This window comes from Streptomyces sp. NPDC044044 (genome assembly GCF_056434405.1).
Map to the genome: position 1 here is coordinate 1 of NZ_JBWKFG010000002.1, position 25,129 is coordinate 25,129.

Consider the following 25,129-nt stretch of genomic DNA (forward strand, 5'->3'; position numbering starts at 1 on the left):
GGGGGGGGGGGGGGGGGGGGGGGGGGGGGGGGGGGGGGGGGGGGTGGGGGGGGGGTGGTTGGGGGGGGGGGGGGGGGGGGGGGGGGGGGGGGGGGGAAGGAACCCCCCCCCCCCCCACCCCGCCCTCAGGTCAGGTCCTGTGCCAGGGTCCCGTCACGGCGAACGTCGTGCCGGGGGTGTAGCAGTTGACGTACATCGTGTCGTGGTCCGGCGAGAACGAGATGCCCGCGAACTCGCCCCACTCGGGCTCCTCCGGGGTGCCGATGTTCTGCCGGCCGCGGGCCATCGCGTAGACGTCGCCGCGGCGCGTCAGGCCGTACACGTGCTGGGCGCCCCCGCCGTCCTCGGCCACCATCAGGCCGCCGCTGGGCGCGAGGCAGATGTTGTCGGGGGACTCGCCGGGCAGCTGGATGTCGGTGCTCGGACCGAAGACGATCACGAGGGTGAGGCGGCGCTCGGACGGGTCGTAGCGCCAGATCTGGCCGAAGTGGTCGCCCGCCGAGCCCTCCGCGCTGTGCGCGAACGACGACACGAAGTAGACGGACTTCCCGCCCCAGTAGCAGCCCTCCAGCTTCTGCGCGTGCGTGATGCCCTTGGGGCCGAAGTCCTGGTCCCTGATGGGTGTCTGGGCGGCCAGCGGGTCAGGTACGTCGACCCACTCGATGCCCTTGAAGCACGCTCCCGTCTCCTGGATCGCGGACAGGTCGGGCACGCCCGGCACCCGCATGGCCTGAAGCCTGCCGCCCGCGCGGAGTGAACCGCGGCCGCCCTCGGGCTTCTTGGGCAGGAAGCGGTAGAAGAGACCGAAGGGCTTGAGGAAGGCGTCCTCGGTCTCGTAGACGACTCCGCGCCTGGGGTCGACGGCGATCGCCTCGTGCTGGAAGCGGCCCATCGCGGTGAGCGGCACGGCTCCGGTGCGCTGCGGGTCGACGGGGTCGACCTCGAAGATGAAGCCGTGGTCCTTGGTGTAGCCGTTCGTCCCGGCCTTGTCCTCGGTCTCCTCGCAGGTGAGCCAGGTGCCCCAAGGGGTGGGCCCGCCCGCGCAGTTGACCGCGGTACCGGCGATCGCGACGCGCTCGCTCAGGACGTTGTTGTGGCGGTCGAGCGAGAGCGCCGTACAGCCGCCCTTGCCCATCGGGTCGTAGGTGATCCCCTTGACCGTGGGCACGGGGATTCTGCCGTTGTGGCGGTTCTCGTGGTTGCGGACCAGGTGGGTGCCGCCGTGCTTGCCGCGGAAGGCGTCCATGCCGTCGAAGTTGCTCGGCACCTTTCCCTCGCCGGACGGCAGGTCGCCGCCCTCACGCGAGAGGACCTTGTAGCGGAAACCTTTTGGCAGATCGAGCAGCCCGGCGGGGTCGGGCACCAGCGGCCCGTACCCGGCCTTGCCCTGCGCGGCCGCGCTCCCGGCGAAGAGCTCCGAGAGTGCGCCGGTGAAGGCGATACCCGCACCCACCGCTCCGGTGCGGGCGAGTACTTGACGTCGTGTCGTGGACATTACGGTCGACCTCCTGCTGGCGGACAGGAACATGACCGGATGTGTGTACCACGCGCCCAGGCGTGCGGGAACCACGCGCGTAGAGGCGAGTCGCTACGCCCGCACGAGTCCCTTCGCGTCCCGAGCGAGCGCCGTGAGCCGGGAGATCGCCCGGAAGTACTTCTTCCGGTAGCCGCCGTTCAGCATCTCCTCGCTGAACAGCTGGTCGAAGGGGACCCCCGACGCGAGCACGGGGACCTCACGGTCGTACAGCCGGTCGGCGAGCACCACGAGGCGCAGCGCGGTCGACTGGTCGGGGACCGGCGTCACATCGGTGAGGCAGACGGCGCCGAGCCCGTCGGTGAGCGCTCCGTACCGGCTGGGGTGGACGCGCGCGAGGTGGTCGAGCAGCATCGGGAAGTCGTCGAGGCTCGCGCCCTCGGTCGCGTACGCGGCCTTGGTGACCTGCTCGTCCGAGTACGGAGCGGGAGCCTCCGGAAGACCCCGGTGGCGGTAGTCCTCGCCGTCGATGCGCAGCGACCGGAAGTGGGTGGACAGACCCTGGATCTCGCGCAGGAAGTCGGCGGAGGCGAACCGGCCCTCGCCGAGCTTGCCCGGCAGCGTGTTCGAGGTCGCGGCGAGCGCCACGCCCTCCTCGACCAGCCGCGCGAGCAGCGAGGACACGAGCACCGTGTCGCCCGGGTCGTCGAGCTCGAACTCGTCGATGCAGAGCAGCCGGTGCCCGCTGAGGGTGCGCACGGTCTGCTGGAAGCCGAGCGCCCCGACCAGGTTCGTCAGTTCGACGAAGGTGCCGAACGCCTTCTGCTCGGGCGCGGCGGGCGTCGCGTGCCAGAGGGAGGCGAGGAGGTGGGTCTTGCCCACTCCATAGCCGCCGTCGAGGTACACGCCGCGGGGGCCTGTGGGGGCGGCCGCCTTCTTCTGGAACCAGCGGCGCTTGCCCGCGCCGGACGCGTGCGCCCCGCCGAGCCCGGCCGCGAAGCCGCTCAGGACCCGCACGGCCTCGGTCTGGCTCGGCTGGTTCGGGTCCGGGATGTACGTATCGAAGCGGACGGAGTCGAAGCGCGGGGGCGGCACCATCTCGGCGACCAGACGGTCGGCGGGGACATGGGGCTCGCGGGCGCACAGCGACAGGGGAGCCGCTTCGGCTATGGGGCTCTGCCCGGGGGCGGCGGTGGAGGACGACACGGTTCCTAACTCTAAGCGCCGTGCAAGACTGCTGGACATGCGACGCCTGTTCCCTGTGACCGACCAGACAGACGAAACATCAGTACGAGAGTGGGGGCTGGGGGAGCTGGCCGACGCGTACGCCTATCCCTCGGGCGGCGCCACCTGGCTGCGCGCCAACATGGTGTCCACGCTCGACGGGGCGGCCCAGCACGAAGGCCGGTCGCAGCCCATCTCGAACGCCACGGACATGCGGATCTTCGGCACCCTGCGCGGGATCGCCGACGCCGTGGTCGTGGGTGCGGAAACGGTCCGCCAGGAGGGTTACCGCCCGGCACGCGCGCGTGAGGCCTTCGCCGAGCGCAGGGCGGCCGCCGGGCAGACGGTGGCGCCCGCGATCGCCGTGGTCAGCGCGAGCCTCGACCTTGATTTCACCCTTCCGCTTTTCACCGCGCCGCCGGTGCCCACGCTCGTGGTGACCGGCGCGGCGGCGCCCGCCGAGCGGATCGCCGCGGCCGAGAAGGCGGGCGCCGTGGTGGTGGTCGCGGGGGAGGGGGCGGCGGTCGAGCCCGAGCGGGTCGCACCCGCCCTGGCCGAGCGCGGCCTGACCCGGCTGCTCACGGAGGGCGGGCCCCGGCTGCTCGGCCAGTTCGTGGCGGCTGGGGCCCTGGACGAGCTCTGCTGGACGGTCTCCCCGATGCTCACCGCGGGGGACGCGCAGCGGATCGCCTGGGGGTCCGCGTTGGCGGTGCCGGAGCGATTCGCTCTGGCTTCCGTACTGGAGGAGGCCGGGTTCCTCTTCACCCGATACCGTCGAACCTGACAATCAGCGGAATCGACCGTTCCGTTTCGCTTCCGCTGGGCACACTAAAAGTCGCAGACCCCGTGCGGCCACGGGGCAGGATGGTTTCCGCAGGGGCCTGTCGAGACGGACTCTCGGCAGCCCACGGATGAGAAGGGCGCCTGTCGTGTTCACAAGCGTATTGATGATCGAGAAGGCCCTGACCTCCGCCGACGTGGAGTTCGTCACCACCTTGCACGGCGACGAGACGGTCACCTTCCGGGTGCTGCTCCAGCCCCGCGGCGATCAGGCGGACCGCCTGCTGCGGGCCATCGACGACGTGGCTCTCGGGGAGCTCGACGAGGCGGCGAGGGAAGGGGACGTCCCGGAGGGGCAGGATGCGACGGCCCCCGCGCAGAAGGCGCTGGAGGTCTCGCTGATGGCCCTGCACGCGGCGGGCTGCGAGGCGACGGGACAGCTGATCGAGGACCACCCCCTCGACGCGCTCAAGCAGCTGGTCGACGAGGCGGACGCGGACGAGGTCATCGTCCTGACCGACCCGCACTACGTGGAAGAGTTCTTCCACCGCGACTGGGCCTCGCGGGCGCGGCACAAGGTGGGGGTTCCGGTCCTGAAGCTGTTCTCGCACACGGAGGACTGAGCGATGTGCCTGCCGGACGGCCCAGGCAATAGTCTGGGCCCTGCTCATCTGCCGTAACTCTTTGCCGCAACTCTTGGACTCTTGGGGAGACACACGTATGGCACCCGGCCTGCCCACCGCCATGGACCGACCGCACTTCATCGGCATCGGCGGCGCCGGAATGTCGGGCATCGCCAAGATCCTGGCCCAGCGCGGCGCCAAGGTCGCGGGCAGCGACGCGCGGGAGTCGGCCACGGCCGAGGCCCTGCGGACCCTGGGCGCCACGGTCCACATCGGCCACGGCGCCGCGCACCTCGCCTCCGACGCGACCTGCGTGGTCGTCTCCTCCGCGATCCGTGCCGACAATCCCGAGCTGGCCCGCGCCACCGATCTCGGCATCCCGGTCGTGCACCGCTCGGACGCCCTGGCCTCCCTCATGGAGGGCCTGCGCCCGATCGCGGTGGCCGGCACGCACGGCAAGACCACGACGACGTCGATGCTCGCGGTCACCCTCTCCACCCTCGGCCTCGACCCCTCGTACGCGATCGGCGGCGACCTGGACGCCCCGGGCTCGAACGCGCTGCACGGCGAGGGCGACATCTTCGTGGCCGAGGCGGACGAGAGCGACCGCAGCTTCCACAAGTACGCGCCCGAGGTCGCCATCGTCCTGAACGTGGAGCTCGACCACCACGCCAACTACGCGTCGATGGACGAGATCTACGAGTCCTTCGAGACCTTCGCGGGCAAGATCGTCCCCGGCGGCACCCTGGTGATCGCGGCGGACCAGTCCGGCGCGGCGGAGCTGACGCGGCGCGTGCGCGAAGCGGGCGACCTGAAGATCGTCACGTACGGCGAGTCCGAGGGCGCCGACCTGCGCATCCACAAGGTCACGCCGCGCGGCCTGACCAGCGAGGTCACGGTGATCCTCAACGGCAAGTTCCTGACCTTCACGGTCTCGGTCCCCGGCCGCCACTACGCCCACAACGCGGTGGCCGCCCTGGCCGCGGGCATCGCGCTCGGCATCCCGGCGCACAACCTCGCCTCCGCCCTCGGCTCGTACACCGGCGTCAAGCGCCGCCTCCAGCTCAAGGGCGAGGCGAAGGGCGTCCAGGTCATCGACTCGTACGCGCACCACCCCACGGAGATGACCGCGGACCTGGAGGCGATGCGCTCCTCCGCGGGCGACTCGCGCCTCCTGGTCCTCTTCCAGCCGCACCTCTTCTCCCGCACCCAGGAGCTGGGCAAGGAGATGGGCCAGGCCCTGGCCCTCGCGGACGCCTCCGTGGTCCTCGACATCTACCCCGCCCGCGAGGACCCGATCCCCGGCATCACCAGCGCCCTGATCATCGACGCGGCCGTCGCGGCGGGCGCCGACGTACGGGCCGTGCACGACAAGACGGAGGCCGCGGCGGTCGTCGCGGGAATGACGAGGCCCGGCGATCTCGTTCTCACCATGGGAGCGGGCGACGTCACGGACCTCGGCCCGCAGATCCTGGCCGAGCTGTCGAAGTAGCAAGTCGAAGGATTAAGGGGTTCAGTCTCATGTCGTACGACGTCGAGAAGCCGGACGAGCAGTGGCGCGCGGAGCTCAGCCCCTCGGAGTACGCGGTCCTTCGCCAGGCCGGCACGGAGCCCGCGTTCGTGGGTGAGTACACCGACACCAAGACCAAGGGCGTCTACTCCTGCCGCGCGTGCGGCGCGGAGCTGTTCACCTCACAGGAGAAGTTCGAGTCGCACTGCGGCTGGCCGAGCTTCTTCGACCCCAAGGACACGGACGCGGTCGAGCTGCTCCAGGACTCCTCGCACGGGATGGTGCGCACGGAGGTCCGGTGCGCGCGGTGCGGGTCGCACCTCGGTCACGTATTCGAGGGCGAGGGGTATGCCACGCCGACGGACCAGCGGTACTGCATCAACTCGATCTCTCTGACGCTGGCGCCCGAGGAGGGCTGAGACGCCGACTCGGCCCCCTCGCGGGGGCCGAGAACCGCGGCGACCGCTCCGCTTCCGCCGAACCCGGTACGCCGTCGTCGCTGATCGGCACAATGTGTAGGTGCCCAACTTCACTGAGCTCGAGCTCGCCGACGGGACCGCCATCCGTTTCGAGGTGTTCCCCGCCCAGGGGCAGCCGCCCGTGCCGGGGCCGGAGTCGGACGGTGACCTGCCCGACGGCATGGGCCACAGCGTTCCGGTGTCACGGGGCGGCGATGCGGTGGCCGCGTTCGCCGTCGAGGCGCTGCGCGCCACCCTGCGGCCGCTCGGCCCCCTCATCCGCGAGGTCCATGACGCGGTGATGGAGTCCGAACGGCCCCCGCAGGAGGCGAGCGTGACGTTCGGCGTGCAGGTCGGACAGGACCTCAAGCTCGGCATCGTCGGCGGCAGCGCGCAGGCCCACCTCACCGTCTCGGCGACGTGGCAGCGCCCCGCGTCGGCCGGCTGACATGGGCTGGTTCCTGACCGAGGCCGGGTCCCCCTCGGCCGACCCTCGGCACTGCGTCGTCTCGGTGCTGCGCACCCGCGACGTCAAGACCGCGGGAGCCGGCGTGCTGTTGACCCCGACCCGGCTGCTGACCTGCGCTCATGTCGTCAACGACGCCCTGGGGCGCAGGCCGTTCGACACCCGGCACCCCGGTCGCGAGACGGTGCACGTGACCCTGCGGGGGCCGTCCGCCTCCGTCAACCACGAGACCAGAGTGGTCCATTGGGTGCCGCCGCGCCGGCTCGACGGCGCGGCGGAGGTGCAGGAGAAGAGCGACCACGAATGGCTCGGCGACCTCGCCGTGCTGCGCCTCGACTCGATGCCCCACGAGGCCGTCCCCTCGCCGTTGTGGCAGCCCATGGCGCAGGGCCAGTCGCTGCGGGCCTGGCACGGCAGCGGCATGAGCAGCTCCTTCGCCGACGTACGGGTCAAGACCTGCGACGACATGCTCGGGTACGTGGACGGAGAGCCCACCGGGATGGCCATCGGCCCCGCGTTCAGCGGCGGCCCGTTCTGGTCGGTCACCGACAACGCCGCCGTGGGCCTGGTCGTCGCCCACATCATGCCGCCCGCCGACCCTGCCACCGGGGCGGCAAGGCCCTTCAGCTCCCAGCACCTCTCGCGCCGCAGCTGGGGCATCCCCTGGCAGCGCATCGAGGCCGAACTGCGGTCCGTCGGCGCCGATGACCTCCTCGACGTTGCCGTGGCCGACCCGGACGACCCCGCGTTACCGGTGCTCACCGAACTCCTCGAGGGCGTCATGCCCTCACCCGTGCTGCGCGGGGACCACGCGCGAGCCGTAGCGCGCCGGTGCGGATACGGCCACCCGGGCGGCGAATCCGCCCCCACTCCCGCGGAGTTCGCCCAGCTCCTGGTCACCGAACCCCGCGCGCTCGCGGCGCTCACCGAAGTGCTGCGGCGCCCCGAACCCGCCGCCGTCCGCCCGCTGTTGAACGCCGGACAGTTCTCCCCGGTGCCCCGGCTGCTCTCGCCCGACGAGCACCGCAGACTCCACCAGACGCTGAAGGCGGTCCCCGCGGCCACCCTGGACCGGCTGCCGGAAGCGGTGCGCGCCGCACTGCCCCTGGCGGCCGCCTTCCCCCGGGAGGACTCCACCGACGCCTACCTCGACCACCTCGAATGCCTGCCGGGCGACAGCCGCACGGACGGGGAGGGGTTCCGGGTTCCGGCCCTGCTGCGGGTGATGGAGTACATGGCGGCCCTGTGCCTGCCCGCGCAGTGCGCACGGCTGCGGATGTGGTCGGACGGCGTCGCCAAGCGGCTCGGCATCCCCCGCTCGGCCCTCGCCGAACGCCGTTCCGACGCGGTGGACTGGTCCAGGACCCAGGGTCAACGCGACGTGCCACTGCGGGTGTTGGTGCAGGTGAGCAGCAGCGGGGAGGACCGCTACCGGCTGCGTGTCTGGTGCGACGAGGGCGCCGGGCCCCGTCAGGTGTCGACGGAGGGCGACGTCACGTTCAGCGCGGCGCTGGCCGCGCGGGAGCTGCTGCGGGTCCTGGAGTCGCTGCACCAGGCCTCGCCGAGCGACCGAAGACCCCTCGTGGAGGCACTGGTCGACCGGGCGGGACTGAATCTGCCGATAGACGAGTGGGAGAGCTTCGGGCCCGACGACCTGGTGCCGGGGGTCATCGGCGCGGAGTACCCACTGGTCGTCAACTGTCCGGAACTCCTGCGCCGCAACGAACGTTTTCTCCCTGACTGGCGCCGCCGCTGGCGCCAGCTCGACACGGGCGTCTCCCTGCTGTTCGCCGACGAATCGCTGGGCCGGCGCGAGATCTACGGCGCGTTGATGGACCACGCGGACGCCGTGCGCGTCGCGGTGGACGTCCCGCCGCGTCTGCGCGACGAGGTCGTGCAGGCCTGCCTGGTGGTCGGGATCCCGGTGGTCGTGTGGGACCGGGGCCTCGGGCGCGAGTCCCACGCCGTGGAGCGGATGAGCGGCGTCACCACCCGTGAACTCCCCGAAGGCGTGCGGTCGTACCGCGCCAAGACGGTGCACCAGCCCCGCGCCTTCCCCGGACGACCGGTCCTCGCCTGGGCCGACCCGGACCGCACAGTTCCGCAACTGCATCTGTCCGAGCCCCAGGAGGGAACATGAGCACGGACTCCAACGGCGGCTGGCGGATCTTCCGCGGCGACGGCACGCCCCGCCCCGTCACCATGCCGCCCGCCCCGCCCTGGCGCCGGTTCAGCCCGCCCGACGGATCGGCGGCGCCGCTGCCCTATCTGATCGCCCGGGAGCACGCGGACGTGGTCAACGCGGCCCTGCATCTGCGCAGGCCACTCCTGGTGACAGGCCCCGCGGGCACCGGCAAGTCCTCGCTCGCGCGGGCCGTCGCGCACGAACTCAGCCTCGGTGAGCTGTTGCGCTGGCCGGTCAACAGCCGCTCCAGCGTGCAGGACGCCCTCTATCAGTACGACGCCATCGGACGGCTGAGGGAGACCACCCTCAGCCGCGATCGCGGAGACCGCGAGCCCTCCATCGGCAACTTCATCCGGCTCGGTGCTCTGGGCACGGCCCTCGCGCCGACCGGCACACCCCGGGCGCTGCTCGTCGACGAGATGGACAAGGGCGACGTCGACCTGCCGAACGATCTGCTGACCGTCTTCGAGGAGGGCGTCTTCGAGATACCCGAACTGGCCCGGCTGCCCGAGGAGATGGCGACGGTCGACGTCCTGACGGCCGACCACCACGGCTCGGTCGCCGTCGAACAGGGCCGGGTGCAGTGCGTCGAGTTCCCCGTCGTCGTCATCACCAGCAACGGCGAGCGCGACTTCCCGCCCGCCTTCCTGCGCCGCTGCATCCGGCTCGACCTTCCGGTCCCGGACGAGGACCGGCTGCGCGCCATCGTCTCGGCACACCTGGGGGACGGAGCACTCCTGGAGGTCGACGACCTGCTGCAGGCGTTCCTGCGCCGCAGGGCACCCGGCGAACTCGCCACCGACCAGCTGCTCAACGCGGTGTTCCTGCGGGCAGGGGGAGTGGACCTGGACGCCGAAGGGCTGCTTGACGCCGTGCTCCACCAGCTGACGGGAACCCTCTGACCGTGGACCGCGGGGACGACACCCTGGGCGCCGCCCTGCGAGTCCTCAAGGCGGCGGGGCAGAGCCTCGACGCGCAAGAAGTCCTGGACGTGCTGTGGCTGGCCCACCGCCTGGCCGACGGCCCCGGAGAGCTGCCACTGGAACGTGCGAGCCGCCGCGCGCGGAGCCGCCCGGAGCCGTCCCCGCACACCGAGGCGCCCGAACCGGCCGGGGACGACGGCGAACCCCCCGAACCGGCCACGCCCGACGACGACCTGCCCGACCTCACCACTCCCGAGCTGCACGCCGCGTCCCTGCCCCCTCTCGTTCCCGACCGCCCCGCGCCCCTGCCGGCGGACGAGGAGCAGCCCGCCCTTCCGCTGCGTGTCCCCGAGGACAAGGCGCTGCGGCAGGAGCTGCTCATCGGCCGCGCGCTGCGCCCGCTGAAGCGCAAGCGGCCCAGCAGGTGGCGTCAGGAACTGGACGAGGCAGCGACCGCGGCGGCGCTGGCCGAGACACGGCTGCCCGACGTGGTCATGCGTCCGGCGCGTGAACGCTGGCTGCATCTGGCGCTGGTCGTCGACGGTGGCCTCTCGATGCTCCTGTGGCACCGGCTCGCCGCCGACCTGCGCACCGCGCTGCAACGCCTGGCCGCCTTCCGCTCCATCCGGGTCCTCGGTCTCGACACCCGCGGCGCCGACACCCCGGTCCTGCACGGCAGGCCCTTCGACAGCGGCGGCTCCACCATGTCGCCCAGCACCCTGCTGGACCCGACCGGACAGACACTGGTCCTCGTCGTCAGCGACGGCCTCGGCAGCGCCTGGCGGCGCGGCACCATGCACGACGCCCTGCTGGAGTGGGCCACCAGAGGCCCGGTGGCGGTGCTCCACACCCTGCCGCCCGCGCTGTGGGACGGCTCAGGCATCCAGGCCGACCGCTGGCAGGCCACCACCCGCAGGACCGGCGGTGCCAACACGTCGTGGGAGATCACCGACCGGGTGCTGCCCGTGGGCGTGGCCGACTTCTCCGGCGTGCCCATCCCCGTGCTGGAACCGGCGGCGGAGTCGCTGCGGGACTGGTCGCTGCTGCTCACCTCGCCGGGCACCACCGTCGAACTGCCTCTCCTGGCCCGCCCGCAGCGGCTCGCGCCGATCACGCCGGGGCGCGAGGTCCGCGGCATCCAGCACTTCCGCGACGCGGCATCCCCGGAGGCGTACCGCCTGGCCGCGCACCTGGCCGCCGTCTCCCCGCTGTCCGTCCCCGTCATGCGGCTCGTGCAGTCCGCCGTCCCGTGGCGGGCCCCGGCCGCGCAGCTGGCCGAGGTCTTCCTGGGCGGTCTGATGCACCCGTACCCGGCCCCCGTGCCGGGGCCGCTGCCCGCGAAGCACCGCATCTTCGACTTCACGGAGGAGACCAAGACCGCGCTCCTCGACGCCGTGCCCAGCTCCGAACTGCTGCGCACCGGGCGGGCCATCGGCCGGCGCCTGGAACAACTGGCGGGCCGCTCACCGGACTTCCCCGCCTGGCTCACCCACCCCGAAGGAGCGGACACGGTGCCCGCCGCCTTCCATTCCTTCACCGCGGTCGAACGCCGGCTCCTCGCACGGTTCGGCGTGGCGGCGCAGCCCCGTGGCCCGGCCTTCGACGCGCCGGACAGGCCCCGTGCGGAGCCGTGGGCACCCTTGACCCCGCAGGATCCCACGCGCCTCGGCCGCTTTCAGCTGCTCGGCCGCAGGGCAGGCACCCGCACCCTGGTCTACCGGGGCCGGGACGACAGCGGCGGCGAGGCGGCCCTGCGGGTGGCACGCCCCGATCTGCCCGTGGCCACCGAGCAGTTGCTGATCACCGAGGCCGAGGCGCTGCGCCGGATGAACGGGCGCTATGCCCCCGAGCTGCTTGCCTCCGGCCTCGACGCCCGCCCCGCCTGGCTCGCCATGCGGCTGGTCGCGGCCCCCGGGAACACGGATCTGCAGCCGCCCCGGCTCAATGAACTCCTCGCGTACGAGACACCGGAAGGCACCTCCGCGTTCGACATCCTCACCAGCCTGCTGCTCGCCTGGCACCTGGCGAGCGCGCTGAGCATCTGCCATCTCAACGGGCTGGTTCCGGCCGGTCTCACCCCGGACTCGGTGATGGTCCTGGAACGGTCCGTGGTGCTCGTCGGCCTCTCGGACTGTGTCGTGGACGGTGAGTTCTCCGGTGCGGGAGCAGCGCCGACGCGTGAGGACAACGTCAAGTCCCTCGGCGAACTGCTGCGGCTGATCAGCAGCAAGCGGCAGGCTGCCCTGCCCGGCCTGCCCGACGGCATGCAGCTCTGGCAGGGAACCACCTGGCAGCCCCTGCGCGACATGGTCAAGGAGTGCCTGGACGCGGACCCGGGGCGGCGGCCCACCGCTGCCTCCGTCGCCGACAGACTGGCCCGGTACGTCGCGATCGCGCAGGCCATGCGCGGTGACGGGAAGCCTTCCGGACAGCCGGCGGCCTCCTCCGGCCGTGTGCCGCCGCGCCCGCCCCTGCAGACCGCGGCGAGCGAGCAGGGCGCTCCCGCCGCTTCCCGCATCGGCCGTCGCAGACTCCGTGTGGACCTGGGGATCGGAGGCGCTCGCGCCGCGCACGAGAACCGCCTGGCCCTGGCCCGCCGCCCCCTCACGTACAGCAGACGCGTCACCGTGCTCGGCGCCCACCCGAGCTGCGGCCGGTCCACCACCACGTTCATGCTGGGCTCGCTGTTCGTGGCGGTGCGCGGCGAGCCGGTCCTCGCCATGGACGGCGCCCCGGTCAGCGGTGACCTGAACGGCTACCTGGTCCGGCAGAACACCGCGACACCCCGCGACCTCACCAGGCTGCCGATGGACGCGGGCCACGCCGACATCCGCCGCCTGACCAGCCTCGCCCCCTCGGGCCTCGAAATCCTCGCGCACCGGGCCAGCTACGCCGTCCGCAGCCCGGCCTACGCCGAGGAGTACCGCCGCATCCTCACGATGACGGCCCGCCACTACCCCGTGATGCTGACCGACTGGGCGGCGCCGACGCGGGACCCGGCGCTCGACGTGGCCCTGGACATGGCCGACCGTCTGATCATCTGCTGCACGACATCGGCGTACTCCGTGACGGCCGCCGCCGAGCTCCTCGACGACCTGCGCGAGCGGGGCCGCGAGAACCTGGCGGGCCAGGCCCTGATCGTCGCGTCCCGCCTCGGCGGCATCGACAAACCCCTGCGGGACGCGGAGGTCGAGGAGCGCTTCACCGACGTGTGCGCCGGCACCGTCCTCATCCCCTTCGACCTCCACCTCTCCGAACACCGCGCCAAGGAACTCGCCCGCCTCAGAGGACGCACGGCGGAGGCGTTCCTGGATCTGGCGGCGCGGGTCGTGTCGGGTCCGCGGGAGGCGGGAGCTCCCGACGCCGGGTAGACGCGGGAGCCGTCGCCGGACGGAGCTGGGTCAGAACGTCAGCTTCCAGCTGTTGATGTAGCCGGTGTCCTGCGCCGCCACGTCCTGCACGCGCAGCTTCCAGGCGCCGTTCGCCGCCTCGCTCGACGCGTTGACCGTGTACGTCGCGATGACGTTGTCCGCCGAGTCGTTGCCGCTGGAGTTCTTCAGGCGGTACGCCGTGCCGTCCGGGGCGAGCAGGTCGACGACCACGTCGCCGCGCCACGTGTGCCGGATGTCGACGTCCGCCTTGAGGGTGGCAGGGGCGTTGCCCGTGCGGCCGGTCACGTTCACCGTCGAGGTCACGGCCGCGCCGTTGTCCGGGATGGCGACGTCCGTGGTGTTCTCGTACGAGTCACCGGGCGGGGTGGAAGTCTCCGTGCCCAGGGTCCAGACGGCGTGGGCGATGGCGTCGCTGTTGCGGTCCAGGGCGGTGTCGTTGATGTTCGCCGTGGTGTCGCAGGACGAGTGGTAGCAGCGGTCGAAGGCCTGGCCCGCCGTGCCGCCCCACTTCTGGGCCTGGGCGCTGGACTTCGTACGGCTCGCGCCGGTGAACAGGCCGCCGACCGGGATGCCGACGTTCTTGAAGCTGGCGTGGTCGGAGCGGCCGTCGCCCTCGGTCTCTATCTCGGTGGGGACGTTCAGGCCCGCGTAGAAGTCCTTGAAGGTCTTCTCGATGACCGGGTCGTCGTCATAGACGAAGTAGCCCGGGTTCGGGGAGCCGATCATGTCGAAGTTGAGATAGCCGGAGACCTTCGAACGCTCGGTGGCGGGAAGGTTGTTGACGTAGTACTTCGACCCGACAAGACCCAGCTCCTCCGCGCCCCACCAGGCGAACCGCAGGTGCTTGGTCGGCTGCAGCTGCGCGCGCGAGACGGCGAGCGCGGTCTCCAGGACACCGGCCGAGCCCGAGCCGTTGTCGTTGATGCCGGGTCCCGATGTAACGCTGTCGAGGTGGGCGCCCGCCATCAGGACCTTGTTCGGGTCACCGCCGGGCCAGTCCGCGATGAGGTTGTAGCCGGTGGCGCCGCTCGAGGTGAACTGCTGCACGGTGGTGGTGAATCCGGCCGCGTCCAGCTTGGCCTTCGCGTAGTCGATCGATGCCTTGTAGCCGGGGCGTCCGTGGGCGCGGTTGCCGCCGTTGGCCGTGGCGATGGACTGGAACTGGGTCAGGTGCGCCTTGACGTTGGCGAGCGGGATGTCGGGGGCCGCGAGCGTCGGCGACGGGGCAGCGAGGGCGGTCGGCGCGGTGACGGCGATCAGCCCCGCGGCGGCGAGGGTGGCGACGCTCGCGGTGGCCCGTCTTATGGCGCGGGGCATGGCGGATCTGGAGATTCTCATGTGGGGCTCCGTATTCCGAACAGCAAGGGGGACGGAACGTACTGACGCCCTGCGACGCGGGTGCCGCAGGGCGCTGGAGCTGTACTGCTGAGCTGTACTGGGCTGCGCTGAGCCGGAGTGAGGTGTGTGGCGCGAAGTGCGTTGCCTGATATTGAAGGTGGGACGACCCACCGTCAAGGGAGGAAACCGGTCAGATGCCGGTCAGCCATATTCGGATACCGGACACGCTCCGGGCCCGGCTCACGGGGCCCGGCAGGGCTCAGTCCTCGTCCGGCGTCTCCGGACGCAGCAGCGGGTGCTTGACGCCCGGGAAGACCGTGGCGCGGATCACCGGCTCGGCGGACGCGCCCTGGACCACCGTCTCGGCGACGCCCCACGGGCGGCCGGGCAGGACGACGGTGATCGTGTACGAGGACGAGCAGCCCATGCAGTCGTAGCAGTCGACCCAGGTCTCGACCTCGGTGCGGCTGCCGGGGTAGCGGGCCACGTGGCGGTGGCGGGCGTGGCAGCGGTCGCACTTCTCGCCGGGCTCGCAGGTGCCGCCGCAGGGGCACGGCACGTCCAGGGTCTCGGCGGGCTGCCAGCGCTGGGTGACGACCGCCTCGCGGGTGGCGCCCATGTCCTTCATGGCCTTGAGGTTGCGGGCGGCGACGTTGTACGACTCGCCGGTCGACGTCATCCGGTTCCGGATCACGTCCTTGCGTCCGCGGTTCGTCGTCATGCTGGGCCTCCTGGGGTTCACGCAGCCCACCAGGAGGCCCATGAGATCGGTACCTCTACGGTACCCGCCGTCCGGCCCTCTCTTGTTCGATCCCTACTCGATGACGAGCTCGACCTCGATGTTGCCGCGCGTGGCCTTGGAGTACGGGCAGTACGCGTGCGTCGCCTCGACCAGCTGCTGACCGGCCTCGCCCGCCAGGGAGTCCGGCAGCTCCACGCGCATCACGACCGCGAGGCCGAAGCCCGCGTCGTCCTTGCCGATGGAGACCTCGGCGGTCACCGAGACGTCCTTGGTGTCGACCTTCATCTCGCGGGCGACCGCGCCCATCGCGCTGGCGAAGCAGGCCGCGTACCCGGCGGCGAAGAGCTGCTCGGGGTTGGTGCCCTGGCCGTTGCCGCCGAGGGCGGGCGGCATGGAGAGCGCGAGGTCGATCTGGCCGTCGGAGCTGACGGCGCGGCCCTCGCGGCCATTGGCGGTGGCGACGGCGGTGTACAGCGCGTTCATGGGTGTCCTCTTCCCTCGGGCGAAGTCGGTCGAAGCCGGTCGAAGCCGGGTGGAGTCAGTCGTAGTGGGGCGCAGAGCGAGAAGAACGGGGTTCGTTCGCTCGGTCACGTCAGTAATAGTTGCACACGATTAAGTTGTGCACAACTTAATCGTGTGTGCCAGGTACCCTGGACCCATGACGTCATCGCCGACCGCCGTACCTTCCGGACACGAGGTGCCCGACGTGCCCGACGTGCCCGACGACGCCGAGCTCCTCCGCCTCGACCACCAGGTCTGCTTCTCGCTGCACGCCGCCTCGCGCGCCTTCGGCGGCGTCTACCGCGATGCCCTCAAGGACCTGGGCCTCACTTATCCCCAGTACCTGGTGATGCTGGTGCTCTGGGAGAGCGGCCCGCAGCCCGTCAAGGCCATCGGCGAGCGGCTGCGCCTGGACTCCGGCACGCTCTCGCCGCTCCTCAAGCGCCTTGAGGCCGCGGGGCTCGTCCGGCGTGAGCGCAGTGCCGCCGATGAGCGCTCCGTCACCGTCCAGCTGACCGAGGACGGAGTGGAGCTGCGCGAGCGGGCCCTGCCCGTGCCGCGCCGGATCCTGGCCTCGACCGGCATGACGGTCGAGGAGGTCCTTGTCCTGCAGGGACTCCTCGGCCGCCTGACGGGCGCCCTCGACGAGGCTCAGTGAGGCTCAGTGAGGCTCACTGAGCGCGGTCGGCTTCACCGCTTCAGTTCCCGCACGTACTTCCCGAACTTCTCCAGGCCGTCGATGTTGCGCGGCCCGCTGATGCCCTCGTTGTAGTCGAGCACGAAGAAGTTGTTCTTCTTCACGGCGGGCAGCTCCTTGGTGTGCGGGGACTTCTTCAGGAAGTCGATCTTCTTCTTGGCGGGCATGTCGCCGTAGTCGAAGATGATGACGACCTCGGGCTCGGCCTCGGCGACGGCCTCCCAGTTCACCTGGGTCCACCGCTCGTCCAGGCCGTCGAAGATGTTCTTGCCGCCCGCGGACTTGATGATGTCGTTGGGCGGGACCTGGCTGCCCGCAGTGAAGGGCTGGTCCGTGCCGGAGTCGTAGAGGAAGACAGGGACCGGGTCGTCCTTGGGGGCCTTGGACTCGACGGCGGCCACGCGCTTCTTGAGGCCGCCCACGACCTCGTCCGCCTTCTCCTCGACGTGGAAGATCTTGCCCAGGCGGTCCAGGTCCGAGTACAGGGCCTTGAACGGGGTGACCTTCTGTGGGTACTTGGGGTAGTTGAAGCAGCTCTCCGTGTGCATGAAGCTCTGGATGCCGAGCTTGTCCAGGATCTGCGGGGTGATGCCCCGCTGGTCGCTGAAGCCCGAGTTCCAGCCGGCGACGACGAAGTCGGACTTGGCCTCCACGACGAGCTCCTTGTTGAGCAGGTCGTCGCTGAGCATCTTCACCTTCGCGTACTCCGACGCCCAAGGGGACTCGCTCACCGGCGGGTTGGCCGGTGGCATCACATAGCCGTGGACGTGCTCGGTCAGGCCGAGGCTGAACATCTTGTCCGCGCTGCCACCCTCGTAGACCACCGCGCGCCGCGGGGTCTTGTACGTGACCGGCTCACCGCAGCGCTTGACGGTGGTCTTCTCGGAGGGGCCCGCGGACTTGGAGTCCGCGTCGACCTCGGCGCCGCAGCCGCCCAGCAGCAGGGCGGCCGCGAGCGCGGATCCGACGGCGGTGCGTGTGCGTGCGCGTGTACGTGTGCGTGCGCGTGTACGTGTTCTGGGCATGGCCTGGTGGTGCCTTTCGGTGTTCAGAGGGGGGACGAGGGGCTCAGTGCGTAGAGGAGTTGGGGGTCGCCGGTCAGGGGGTGGCTGATCACGCTGGCCTTGACGCCGAACACCTCGTCGACGAGACCCGTGGTCAGCACCTCTGCCGGAGTTCCCGCGGCCACCAGCGCGCCCTGGGACAGCACCCCGATGCGGTCGCACGCGGCCGCCGCGAGGTTCAGGTCGTGCAGCACCACCAGGACCGTGAGGCCCGAGCCCTTCAGGAGCGAGAGGAGCTCGATCTGGTGGCGCACGTCGAGGTGGTTGGTCGGCTCGTCGAGGACCAGGATCCGCGGCTCCTGCACCAACGCCCTTGCCAGCAGCACGCGTTGGCGTTCACCGCCCGACAGGGTGAGTAGGCCGCGGTCGGCGAGGCGGGTCAGGTCGAGACGGGCCATCGTCCGTGCGCACAGGTCCCGTTCGCGCGCGCCGAGTGCCTGGTTCCCGCGCAGATGGGGGGCGCGGCCCAGGGCGACGACCTCCGCCACCGTGAAGTCGAGGTCCACCGCGCCGTCCTGGGCCATCGCGGCGACGACCTGCGCACTGCGGCGCGGCGTCAGGCGCGAGAGGTCGTCGTCGCCCACCCTGACCACCCCGGAGCTGGGGCGCAGCGCGCGGTAGACGCATTTGAGGGCGGTGGACTTTCCGCTGCCGTTCGGGCCGACCAGGCCCACGATCCGGCCGTCGCCCACCGTGAGGGACAGATCGCGGACGAGGACCTTGCCGTCGATCGTCACGGACATGCCGTCGAGTGCGAGCTCCATCTCAACGGCCCCCGAACATATAGCCCTTGCGCCGCATCAGCGCGATGAACACCGGCACCCCGACCAGCGCCGTGATGACCCCGAGCGGCAGCTCGCGCGGCGCCACGAGCGTCCGCGACACCAGGTCCACCCAGACCATGAACACCGCTCCGACCAGCGGTGCGACGGCCAGTACCCGCGCATGCGTGGCGCCGACCACCATCCGTACGAGATGGGGCATGACCAGGCCGACGAAGCTGATCGCCCCGCTCACGGCGACCATCACGCCGGTGACGAGGGAGGCGAGCAGGAGCAGGCCCTTGCGGTGCCGGTCGGGGCTGATGCCCAGGCTCGTCGCGGTCTCGTCGCCGAGCGCCAGGACGTCGAGCGCCCGGCTGTACCGGTACAGCACGGCGAGGCCGAGCAGCACACAGGCGGCCACGACGGGCAGGGCGCCCCAACTGGCGGCGCCGAAGCTGCCCATCGTCCAGTACAGGACCATGCTGGTCGCCTCGCTGTCCGGCGCGAAGTAGATGATCACGCTCATCACTGCCTGGAAGCCGAGCGCCATGGCCACGCCCGTCAGGACGAGCCGCAGCGGTGAGAGCCCGCCGCCGCGGCTCGCGGAGGCGACGTACACGAGAACGGAGGCGACGAGCGCGCCGATGAACGCCCCCGCCGACACCGCGTAGACGCCGAGCGCCGCGAGCCCGCCCGTGACCGTGACGCCGACCGCGCCGACCGATGCCCCGGAGGAGACACCCAGGACGAAGGGATCGGCGAGGGCATTGCGCACCAGCGCCTGGATGGCGACGCCGACCGCACTGAGGCCCGCTCCCACAAGTGCCGCCAGGAGCACGCGAGGTGTGCGGATCTGCCAGATGATCTGATACGTCGTCACCTCATCGGCGTCGATGCTCCCGCCGCTCATCGCCGCCCACAGGAGCCGGGCGGTGTCGCCCGGCGTGACGACGGCGGAGCCGAGGCCGATGGCCACGACGACGGAGACGAGAAGCGCGACGAGGAGCACGGCGCACGCCGCCGCAAGCCCCGCCCGGGAAGCGAGCCGGGCCCGCACGCCCCTGGCTGGAGGGGGTGGTTCGGGAGCCGGGCTGACGACTTCCGCAGGGGGGAGCGCGGGGGGCGGGGGCATGGCGGTCGGGCCTTTCAAGTCAGGGTGGAAGGAGGTGTGTTGGGGTCGGGGGAGGTGTGATGCGGCGGGCTTCTCCTGGCGCCGCTATACGGCGGGCCTCGCCGCCTCCTCCTGCTCAGGTCCCTCTCCCGCCGGTCCCTCTCCCACCGGCCCCGCCCGCAGCACGAACACCGCGGCCACCAGCGCCGCGACCACCAGCGCCCCGAAGGCCGCGGCGATCCCCGGATAGCCGGCGAGTCCGAGGCCGAGTCCGCCCAGGCCCGCGCCCACGAAGACCCCGAGGCTCATCCCCGCGGCGTTCACGCTCAGGGCCGCGCCCCGCTGGGTTCCGCAGCGCCGGACGAGCAGGCTGACCACGCACGCGGCCACCACGGCGTGGCCGGCCGCGTGCAGGGACGTCATGGCGAGCGCGAGCGGCAGCCAGTGCGTGAAGTAGAAGCCCACGACCGAGACGAGCGCGGCGACCAGGCCGATGGCCAGCAGCCGTTCGGTGCCGATCCGGGGCTCGGCGGAGTTCGTGATCCGTCCCGTGAGGAGATTGCTCACGAAGAACGAGGCTCCGCTGAGCGTCCACACGAACGCGAAGAGCCCGGGGTCGAGCTCGAACCGGTCGTCGTAGTAGGCCGCGAGGTAGGAGAGATACCCCATGAACACGGCCGTGCGGAGCAGGGCGATGAGCAGCAGCGGCACGACACCGGGGAGCGCACCGAGCGCCTTGAACGACGCTATGTAGCCCAGGCGTTGACCCGCGTCCTTCTCCTCCACCGGCTTGTCCTTGCCGCGCACGAAGAAGACGGCGGCCAGGAGCAGCGACACCCCGGTCACGGCGAAAAGGTCGCCCTGCCAGCCCCAGAAAAGGGCGGGCAGCGCGATGACTGGCGCCGCCAGCATCGCCGTCATCGACTGGGTCGCCGTGACGAGCGTCGCCGCGCGGCCCGCGGCCTTCCCGGATCCGAAGCGGTCGGCGGCGGCCGCCGTCAGCGCCGGGTTCAGCACCGACGTACTGGCGCCGACGAGCAGGCAGAACACGGCAAGCAGGATGAAGTCCTCGCTCGCGCCGAGGGCGGCGGACACGCCCAGCGCGGCGAGACCGCCCGCGGCGGCCCACTCCTTGCGCACCCGGTCGATCAGCGGGGCGAGCGCGGTGCCCACCAACAGGGCGGCGAGACCGCCGAGTCCGCGCAGGCCGCCCAGCGTGGCGACACTGCTGTCGGCGTCCTCGGCCATGGGGACCAGGTAGGTGCTGAAGACGGTGAACGGCAGCAGACCGACCGCGGACGCGACCAGGACCGGCCACAGCGCGCGGGCCATCCGCAGGTCGCCCGGCATCGCCTCGTCGTCGCCGTCGGCGGCGGCCCGGGAAGCCATTTCGGAACTCTGGGATTCGGAACCCTTGGAGTCGACGCTCACGCCGCCTCCCGGTAGCGGTAGAGGGGCGTCTCGTCGGCGCTGAACTGGGAGAACGCGAAGGGCTCCGCCGAGAGCCCGGTGACCCCCGCGGGCAGGAACGCGCGGGCCACGGCGCTGCCGCTCTGCGCGTACATCACCAGCGGCACCTCGTGCTCGCGGCAGTGCGCGAGGATCAGGTCGAAGGTGCCGTTGCTCAGCGTCATGCCGGTGGCGACCACGGCGTCGGCTTCCTTCAGGACCTCGGTCATGTCGTCGGTGATCCGGTCGCCCCACTGGGTCGTACGGAGATTGAGGTCGCAGGGCAGACAGACGCCGCCCCGCTCACGTATCGCCGCGACGAGGGGGTTGACCACGCCGATGAGCGCCACCTTCGCGCCCGGCTCGATGTCGAGCAGCCCGGCGATGGCGGCGTCGCGCGCCTTGGCCCGTACCTCGGGGGTCCCGGTGGGCAGCGTGACGCGCTCGGCTCCCGCGGCGTCCCGGTGCGGGCTCACCTGCGCGAGATAGGCGTCGAGCGCGGCGATGCGTACGGGTGTGGACTCAGCGCGAAGGAGCTTGTCGAGGGTGTGGCCCGAGGCGTTCTCGCAGAAGTCCGGGGCGAGTTCACCGGCCTCGAAGGAGCAGGCGCCGAACGCCGTGCCGACCCGGAGCAGCAAGTAGTGGTTGTGGTAGGTCACTTGGCTGCCCGCGAGGCGGGTCGTGTTGTACAGCCAGAACGCGCTGGTGACGGAGAGGTCCTTGGGGTCGGGTCCGTGGTCGCCCGCCAGGACGGCGTCGATGAGCTCCGCGACGTTGTGGGGCGTGCGCGGCTCGGGGTGTGCCATGTGGAGTGCTTTCAGAGTGGTGGTGGACGCGGGGGTGCGTGGTGCTGACGCTGACGCGGTACGTGGTGGTGACGCGGTGCGTGGTGCTGACGCGGTCACGGAAGGTCGGGCCAGGAAGTGGTCGACCAGGGATGCCTCAGCTCGTCGAGCGAGGTGATCTCATGCGGCTTCAAGGTGTCGATGTCCGGCGCCTGGGCGTGTTTCGTGTAGGCGCTCTCGACATAGCGGTGGCCCGTGTCCGCCGCGATGAAGACATACGTACGGGAGTCGTCTCGGCGCTTTTCCCACAGAGTGGTCAGATAGGCGGCCCCGGTGGAAAGGCCGGCGAAGATGCCGCTGGTCCTCAGGAGCGAGACCGCGCCGGACACCGCGCAGTCGAAATTCACCCAGTGCACGCGGTCGTACGCCTTGTGCCTGACGTTCCTGAATTCGATGGCGCTGCCGATACCGGCGATGATCATGTCGGGGTCGGCCACGCGCTCCGAGCCGAAGGTGACGCTGCCGAAGGGCTGCACGCCGACGAGCGACACATCGCGGCCCGCGTCCCGCAGATATCCGGCGATGGCGCCGGTCGACGCCCCTGAGCCGACCCCACCCACCAGGGCGAGCGGGCCGTCGGGGACCTCGGCGCCGATGGTCTCGGCCACGTCGCGGTAGCCGTAGTAGTGAATGCTGTCGTGGTACTGCCGCATCCAGTGGTACGACGGATTCGCCTCGAGTATCTCGGCGATGCGCCGCACTCTCAGCTCCTGGTCGAGCCGGAGATTCTTGGACGGACGCACCTGTTCCAGCGTGGCGCCGAGTATCTCCAGCTGGATGCGCAGGGTGTGGTCCACGGTCGTGGAACCCACGATGTGGCATTTCATTCCGTAGCGGTGACAGGCGAGAGCCAGGGCCTGTGCGTAGATGCCGCTGGAACTGTCGATGAGGGTGTCGCCGGGTTTCACGGCACCTGAATCCAGCAGGTGACGGACCGCCCCCAGAGCCGAATAGATCTTCATCGTCTCGAATCGGAGACAGACCAGGTCCGGCTCCAGGGATATGAGATCGGGTTTCTTCACCGCTTCGGCTATGTGGTCGTGCATGTCTGCCCTCTGCCCCCTGTGTTCGGTCGCCGAGCCGAGAGCATCACACTAGATGAAAATGATTGTCAAGACGGTTAGTGCTGTGGCAGCCTGTGGATCCGCAGGGGATGCCGGACGACGAGAGGAGACCTGTGAAGCTGTCCCAGGAGGTCGGACCGCGGCCCCGCCCGGCGGGCGTGAGGCCGGGCGTGAGGCCTGGCGCGGGGCCGGGTGCGGGAGCGGCCGGAACCGGAGTGGGCACCGCCTTCGGGACCTTCGGTGAGCTGCTTCAGGGCGTGCTGCCGGAGGAGGACGGGGACTTCCTGGTGACGTTGCCCGTCGCGCGATGGACGATGGCCACCTACCGGCGTGATCCCGGCTCCGAGGGTGTGGTGGTCCGTCCCGCCGGGAAGACCAAGGCGCTCCGACTCGCCCGTACGATCGGTGAGTTGGCCGAGCGGCAGACCGGCGTGCCGACCGGGGGAGGAACCCTCCACGTCAACAGCGTCATCCCCGAGGGCAAGGGCCTGGCGAGCTCATCGGCCGACCTGGTCGCGACCGCGCGGGCGGTCGGGCAGGCCCTGCGGGTCGAGATGCCGCCGTCCCGGATCGAGCGGCTGCTCGCGGACATCGAGCCCACGGACGGGGTGCTCTACCCCGCGATCGTCGCCTTCCACCACCGCACCGTGCGGCTGCGTGGCGTCCTCGGATCACTCCCGGTCATGGCCGTGGTGGGGATCGACGAGGGCGGTTCGGTCGACACGGTCGACTTCAACCGCATCCCCAAGCCGTTCACCCTGGCCGACCGCCACGAGTACGCGCGCCTGCTCGACCGCCTCGCGTGCGCCGTCCGCCGCCGCGACCTTGCGGAGGTCGGCAGGGTCGCGACCCGCAGCGCCCGGATGAATCAACTCCTGCGCCACAAGTGGTCGTTGGAGCCGATGCGGGAGATCTGCCGGGAGGTCGGCGGCCTGGGCGTCGCCGTCGCGCACAGCGGCACGACGCTCGGCATCCTCCTCGACACCGGCGACCCCTCGTACACGCAGCGCGTCAGTGCGGCGGCGCAGGCGTGCGCGGAGCTCGCGGGCGGAGTGACGGTGTACCGGACGCTGAGTTTCCCCGGGGGCGCCGGGACGGTCCCGGCCTAGCCCCGGAAGGGCCCGGGTCCGGGAAGGGCCAGGGTCCGGGACGGCTGGAGAACACCGGCCCGGGTCCGGGACGGCTAGAAGAACACCCCGCACCGCAACAGCACATTCGCGTACGGAGTGGCCTCACCGGTGCGTACCACCAGGCGGGCCTTCGCCGTGCGCAGCTTCAGCTCCTCGTGCGGGATCAGGGTCAGGGGCGTGACGCGGGAGACAAGGAGCCCGGCCGTCGCCGGGTTCGACTCGCGGACCTCATCCGCCGCCGTGCCGCCCTCCGTCACCAGCTCGGCGAGCAGCCCGTCAAGGACCTCGGCGAAGGACGGGACGCCCGCGCGGAACGCCAGGTCGACGACGCGTGGGCCCGGGGGTATGGGCATGCCCGCGTCGCAGATCAGGACCGTGTCCCCATGGCCCAACTCGGCGAGGGCGCCGGAGAGGTGGCGGTTGAGGATGCCCGTCCTCTTCATGCGGACGGCACCTCGTCGGACGTGGGGTACGACTCCTGCGCGCCCTGCCGGGTGACCGACGCCGCCCCGACGCGCGCCGCGTACGCAGCCGCCGTGGGGAGGTCGTCGCCCAGGCCGAGACGCCAGGCCAGGGCCGCCGTGAACGCGTCGCCCGCGCCGGTCGTGTCCACCGCGTCCACCTTCGGGCTGGGCACGGTGACGGGGGAGCCGTCGCCGTCCGCCGTCAGCGCTCCCTGAGCGCCCAGGGTGATCACCACCGAACGGGGGCCCAGGGCCAGCAACGCGCGCGCCCAGTCCGCGGGGGAGTCCGTGGCGGACGCGTCGTCGCCCAGGATGTAGCGCGCCTCGTGCTCGTTCACCACCAACGGGTCGCAGGCGGAGAGGACTTCGGAGGGCAGGGGAGCCGGAGGTGAGGGGTTCAGGACGAAGCGGGTGGCCGTCGGCAGGGTGCGTACGACCTCCGTGACCGTCTCGATCGGGATCTCCAGCTGGGTCGAGATCACCCGGGACGCGGCGAGCAGACTGCCCGCCGCGCGGATGTCCTCGGGGGTCAGCCGGGCGTTGGCGCCCGGCGAGACGACGATGCTGTTGTCGCCCGACGGGTCGACGGTGATCAGCGCGACGCCCGTGGGCGCCCCGCCGACCAGGACGCCCACCGTGTCCGCGCCCGCCGCGCGCTGCGAGTCGAGCAGAAGCCGGCCGTGGGCGTCGTCGCCGACCCGCGCGAGCAGGGCGGTGCGGGCGCCCAGGCGGGACGCCGCGACCGACTGGTTGGCGCCCTTGCCACCGGGATGCGTGGCGAGGTCGGAGCCGAGGACCGTCTCGCCGGGGGCGGGGCGGCGCTCGACGCCGATCACCAGGTCGGCGTTGGCCGACCCGACGACCAGGAGGTCGTACGTGGCGTCGTCGTGCTCGTGCGCGTGGTCGTGCATCTGTGGGTCCAGCT

General features: G+C 71.4%; 23 protein-coding genes. 10 read left to right on the plus strand and 13 right to left on the minus strand.

Annotated elements, in window-relative coordinates:
• Window positions 1-130: 130 nt before the first annotated feature.
• A complete protein-coding gene (locus AC07AG_RS05825) occupies window positions 131-1,495 on the minus strand; it encodes an alkaline phosphatase PhoX (RefSeq protein ID WP_478752267.1) in 1,365 nt (454 codons plus the stop codon).
• Between the two features lie 93 nt (window positions 1,496-1,588).
• Complete coding sequence (gene zapE, locus AC07AG_RS05830; RefSeq protein ID WP_478752269.1) at window positions 1,589-2,680, minus strand: cell division protein ZapE; 1,092 nt, start codon at window positions 2,678-2,680, stop codon at window positions 1,589-1,591.
• 37 nt (window positions 2,681-2,717) lie between these two features.
• On the opposite strand from zapE, the gene AC07AG_RS05835 reads away from it, so the two are divergent.
• The 8 genes from AC07AG_RS05835 to AC07AG_RS05870 all read left to right on the plus strand — a co-directional run bounded on the left by AC07AG_RS05835 (window position 2,718) and on the right by AC07AG_RS05870 (window position 13,014).
• On the plus strand, window positions 2,718-3,482 hold the full coding sequence (locus tag AC07AG_RS05835; protein WP_478752271.1) for a pyrimidine reductase family protein: 765 nt from the start codon (window positions 2,718-2,720) through the stop codon (window positions 3,480-3,482).
• A gap of 145 nt (window positions 3,483-3,627) precedes the next feature.
• Window positions 3,628-4,101 carry an indole-3-glycerol phosphate synthase gene (locus AC07AG_RS05840; RefSeq protein ID WP_249587098.1) on the plus strand — a complete coding sequence of 158 codons (474 nt, stop codon included), beginning with the start codon at window positions 3,628-3,630 and terminating at the stop codon, window positions 4,099-4,101.
• 97 nt (window positions 4,102-4,198) lie between these two features.
• Complete coding sequence (gene murC / locus AC07AG_RS05845) at window positions 4,199-5,593, plus strand: UDP-N-acetylmuramate--L-alanine ligase (protein WP_478752273.1); 1,395 nt, start codon at window positions 4,199-4,201, stop codon at window positions 5,591-5,593.
• Between the two features lie 29 nt (window positions 5,594-5,622).
• On the plus strand, window positions 5,623-6,030 hold the full coding sequence (gene msrB / locus AC07AG_RS05850) for a peptide-methionine (R)-S-oxide reductase MsrB (RefSeq protein ID WP_453740765.1): 408 nt from the start codon (window positions 5,623-5,625) through the stop codon (window positions 6,028-6,030).
• 100 nt (window positions 6,031-6,130) lie between these two features.
• Window positions 6,131-6,517: a CU044_2847 family protein gene (locus AC07AG_RS05855; RefSeq protein WP_478752276.1), complete on the plus strand. Its 387-nt coding sequence runs from the start codon at window positions 6,131-6,133 to the stop codon at window positions 6,515-6,517.
• 1 nt (window position 6,518) lies between these two features.
• Window positions 6,519-8,675 (plus strand): VMAP-C domain-containing protein, encoded by a 2,157-nt coding sequence (locus AC07AG_RS05860; RefSeq protein WP_478752278.1) that lies wholly within the window; start codon window positions 6,519-6,521, stop codon window positions 8,673-8,675.
• Window positions 8,672-9,622, plus strand: a complete 951-nt coding sequence (locus AC07AG_RS05865) for an AAA family ATPase (RefSeq protein WP_478752280.1) — start codon at window positions 8,672-8,674, stop codon at window positions 9,620-9,622. The genes AC07AG_RS05860 and AC07AG_RS05865 overlap by 4 nt, the downstream gene beginning before the upstream one ends.
• 2 nt (window positions 9,623-9,624) lie before the next feature.
• Entirely contained in the window at window positions 9,625-13,014 is a 3,390-nt protein-coding gene (locus tag AC07AG_RS05870) for an SAV_2336 N-terminal domain-related protein (RefSeq protein ID WP_478752281.1), read from the plus strand.
• Window positions 13,015-13,044: 30 nt separating this feature from the next.
• Here the strand turns inward: AC07AG_RS05870 and AC07AG_RS05875 are convergent, their stop codons facing one another.
• The 3 genes from AC07AG_RS05875 to AC07AG_RS05885 form a co-directional block, all read right to left on the minus strand.
• On the minus strand, window positions 13,045-14,373 hold the full coding sequence (locus AC07AG_RS05875) for a M28 family metallopeptidase (RefSeq protein WP_478752283.1): 1,329 nt from the start codon (window positions 14,371-14,373) through the stop codon (window positions 13,045-13,047).
• 259 nt (window positions 14,374-14,632) lie between these two features.
• The gene (locus AC07AG_RS05880; RefSeq protein WP_478752284.1) at window positions 14,633-15,094 is read right to left on the minus strand and encodes a hypothetical protein; all 462 of its coding nucleotides are present in this window, start codon (window positions 15,092-15,094) and stop codon (window positions 14,633-14,635) included.
• A gap of 93 nt (window positions 15,095-15,187) precedes the next feature.
• Window positions 15,188-15,598, minus strand: coding sequence for an organic hydroperoxide resistance protein (locus tag AC07AG_RS05885; RefSeq protein ID WP_478752286.1), 411 nt, complete (start codon window positions 15,596-15,598; stop codon window positions 15,188-15,190).
• Window positions 15,599-15,773: 175 nt separating this feature from the next.
• Between AC07AG_RS05885 and AC07AG_RS05890 the strand changes: the two genes are divergently transcribed.
• Window positions 15,774-16,274 (plus strand): MarR family winged helix-turn-helix transcriptional regulator, encoded by a 501-nt coding sequence (locus AC07AG_RS05890; protein WP_478752288.1) that lies wholly within the window; start codon window positions 15,774-15,776, stop codon window positions 16,272-16,274.
• Window positions 16,275-16,306: 32 nt separating this feature from the next.
• Here AC07AG_RS05890 and AC07AG_RS05895 read toward each other — a convergent pair whose 3' ends face one another.
• The 6 genes from AC07AG_RS05895 to AC07AG_RS05920 all read right to left on the minus strand — a co-directional run bounded on the left by AC07AG_RS05895 (window position 16,307) and on the right by AC07AG_RS05920 (window position 22,592).
• Window positions 16,307-17,338 carry an ABC transporter substrate-binding protein gene (locus AC07AG_RS05895; RefSeq protein ID WP_478752290.1) on the minus strand — a complete coding sequence of 344 codons (1,032 nt, stop codon included), beginning with the start codon at window positions 17,336-17,338 and terminating at the stop codon, window positions 16,307-16,309.
• A gap of 23 nt (window positions 17,339-17,361) precedes the next feature.
• Window positions 17,362-18,141, minus strand: a complete 780-nt coding sequence (locus AC07AG_RS05900; RefSeq protein ID WP_478752291.1) for an ABC transporter ATP-binding protein — start codon at window positions 18,139-18,141, stop codon at window positions 17,362-17,364.
• Between the two features lies 1 nt (window position 18,142).
• Window positions 18,143-19,273, minus strand: a complete 1,131-nt coding sequence (locus AC07AG_RS05905; RefSeq protein WP_478752293.1) for a FecCD family ABC transporter permease — start codon at window positions 19,271-19,273, stop codon at window positions 18,143-18,145.
• An 84-nt stretch (window positions 19,274-19,357) separates the two neighbouring features.
• On the minus strand, window positions 19,358-20,641 hold the full coding sequence (locus AC07AG_RS05910; RefSeq protein WP_478752294.1) for an MFS transporter: 1,284 nt from the start codon (window positions 20,639-20,641) through the stop codon (window positions 19,358-19,360).
• Between the two features lie 38 nt (window positions 20,642-20,679).
• Complete coding sequence (locus tag AC07AG_RS05915) at window positions 20,680-21,507, minus strand: Rossmann-like domain-containing protein (RefSeq protein ID WP_478752295.1); 828 nt, start codon at window positions 21,505-21,507, stop codon at window positions 20,680-20,682.
• Between the two features lie 95 nt (window positions 21,508-21,602).
• Entirely contained in the window at window positions 21,603-22,592 is a 990-nt protein-coding gene (locus AC07AG_RS05920; RefSeq protein ID WP_478752296.1) for a pyridoxal-phosphate dependent enzyme, read from the minus strand.
• A 233-nt stretch (window positions 22,593-22,825) separates the two neighbouring features.
• Between AC07AG_RS05920 and AC07AG_RS05925 the strand changes: the two genes are divergently transcribed.
• A complete protein-coding gene (locus tag AC07AG_RS05925) occupies window positions 22,826-23,719 on the plus strand; it encodes a GHMP family kinase ATP-binding protein (RefSeq protein WP_478753891.1) in 894 nt (297 codons plus the stop codon).
• Between the two features lie 74 nt (window positions 23,720-23,793).
• Here the strand turns inward: AC07AG_RS05925 and rbsD are convergent, their stop codons facing one another.
• Complete coding sequence (gene rbsD, locus AC07AG_RS05930; RefSeq protein ID WP_478752297.1) at window positions 23,794-24,183, minus strand: D-ribose pyranase; 390 nt, start codon at window positions 24,181-24,183, stop codon at window positions 23,794-23,796.
• Window positions 24,180-25,115: a ribokinase gene (locus AC07AG_RS05935; RefSeq protein WP_478752298.1), complete on the minus strand. Its 936-nt coding sequence runs from the start codon at window positions 25,113-25,115 to the stop codon at window positions 24,180-24,182. Before AC07AG_RS05935 ends, rbsD begins: the two co-directional genes overlap by 4 nt.
• Between the last annotated feature and the right edge of the window lie 14 nt (window positions 25,116-25,129).